We start from the raw sequence: 2,126 nt of genomic DNA on the forward strand, positions 1-2,126 counted from the left end.
ATCCACCCCGAGCTGGCGCGGCACGTGAACCACCTCAATCCGGCAATTCGGGATGAAACAACGGAAGAAAACGCCCTCTCAGACATCGGACTGCGTCAGCGTCATCAACGTCCTGTCCCGCAACAACAGTGCACAACCCCGGCGTTCACACCCAGGAGGAAACGCTTCCTCGATGATCTCTAGCGGTGTGCCGCCGCAGGGTGCGGCGAAGTAGGACGGGGACTGGTCACGCAGTCAACCACCGGCTCCCACAGCTGAACTCTCTTCTGCCGAAGGGTGAGGCGCCGAGCGAACCGGAATCTCGGAGTGCGCGAAAGGCTTGACGCCGGAACACCGCGAACTTACGGTCCTCTACACCGCCTTACGATCGCTCCCTTCGTCGAATTATTCGACGCGAGGGGAGCGCTCCCACAGTGAACATCTTTCCGTGCTTCCCGGGACATGCGCTACCACGTGCCATTTCTCGGCTAAGCCGAGTAGTCGGAATCCGAAAATTTCGGTGCGGTGATCACTGGGATGGAAGTGCACGCGCCAGAAGTAGGTAGGAAAAACAAGGAGGAAGCCCCCATGTCGTCAGACCTCAATGACTTAGGCGCAACAGGACTGCACCACCCCAGTCGCCGATCCGTTCTCGCAACCATGGGCGCTCTGCCGTTGCTCGCCGGGGCGACACCAGCGGTGGCGGCACCTCGTAGCCCGTCCGCCGAGGCGGCTGCGGCGGTCGTCGACCCGTCCGCGACACGGCAGACGATCCGAGGGTTCGGCGGCATGAACCACCCGCTGTGGATCGGCGATCTGACGGCAGCCCAGAGAGAGACGGCTTTCGGCAACGGTGACGGCCAGCTCGGCTTCTCCGTGCTGCGGATCTTCGTCTCCGAGGACCGGGCGAACTGGAGCCGCGAGGTCGCGACGGCGAAGCGTGCGGTGGAACTCGGGGCTACCGTCTTCGCCTCGCCGTGGAATCCGCCCAGCCAGATGGTGGAGACCTTCGTCCACGGCCAGCAGACCAATGCGAAGCGGCTGCGGTACAGCATGTACGGCGCCTATGCGCAACACCTCAACGACTTCGTGGTGTTCATGCGGAACAACGGAGTCAACCTGTATGCCATCTCCGTGCAGAATGAGCCAGATTACGCTCACGACTGGACCTGGTGGACCCCCAGCGAGATGACCCGGTTCCTGCGCGAGAACGCTGGCTCCATCAGCACCAAGGTGATCGCCCCGGAGTCCTTCCAGTACGTGAAGAGTTTCTCGGATCCGATCCTGAACGACGCCGCGGCCCTGGCCAACGTGGACATCCTGGGAGCGCACCTCTACGGCACACCGTTCCAGAACTTCCCGTACCCCCTCTTCAAGCAGAAGGGCGCCGGAAAGGAGCTGTGGATGACCGAGGTCTACTACCCCAACAGCACCGACTCGGCGGATCTGTGGCCCCAGGCGCTTGACGTGGGAGAGCACATTCACCGGGCGATGGTGGACGCCGAGTTCCAGGCGTACGTGTGGTGGTACATCCGGCGTGGTTACGGCCCCATGCGGGAAGACGGGCGGATCAGCAAGCGGGGAGCGAGCATGGCGCACTTCTCGAAGTTCGTCCGCCCGGGGCACGTGCGGCTCGCGGTGACGGCGAACCCTCAGCAGAACGTGTACCTCTCGGCGTACAAGGGGAGCGGTTCCCGTGTGGTGATCGTGGCGGTCCACAAGGGCACCTCACCGGTGAGCCAGCAGTTCACTCTGCTCAACAACACCTCCTCCGGCGTGTCGGTCTGGTTGACGGACGCGAGCCGGAACCTCGCGTCGCAGAGCAGGATCACCGTGGCGAACGGTTCCTTCACAGCACAGCTTCCCGCGCAGAGCCTGACAACCTTCGTGACCGGGTGACTCCCCGCGGCGACGTGGCGGTCGCGGCGGTACGAGCGCAGCAGGCAGCAGGCAGCAGGCAGCAGGCAGCAGGCAGCAGGCAGCCGGAGGAGGAATCGATGCGCCGGGCGCACGATCTCGTCCTCGCTCGCGGGTTCGATGCCGATGGTCTCCCGCAGGTACTGCTGTGCCGGCACCAGCGTGTCCCACGGGGTCCGCTGCCCTGTGATCCAGGTTCCGAGGTCTTCGCCCTGCACGATCACCTCGCC

Annotated in this window: 2 protein-coding genes; both read left to right on the plus strand. The window is 64.2% G+C overall.

Annotation, left to right across the window (positions count from 1 at the left end; genetic code table 11):
* The coding region (locus AOJ26_RS44295) for a hypothetical protein (protein ID WP_234358511.1) at positions 1-183 on the plus strand (183 nt) is incomplete at its 5' end.
* Between the two features lie 384 nt (positions 184-567).
* Positions 568-1,878, plus strand: coding sequence for a glucuronoxylanase (locus AOJ26_RS09360; RefSeq protein WP_053847744.1), 1,311 nt, complete (start codon positions 568-570; stop codon positions 1,876-1,878).
* Positions 1,879-2,126 lie beyond the last annotated feature (248 nt).

Source organism: Streptomyces sp. NRRL B-24085, assembly GCF_001282115.1.
In the GTDB taxonomy this organism is placed as follows: domain Bacteria; phylum Actinomycetota; class Actinomycetes; order Streptomycetales; family Streptomycetaceae; genus Streptomyces.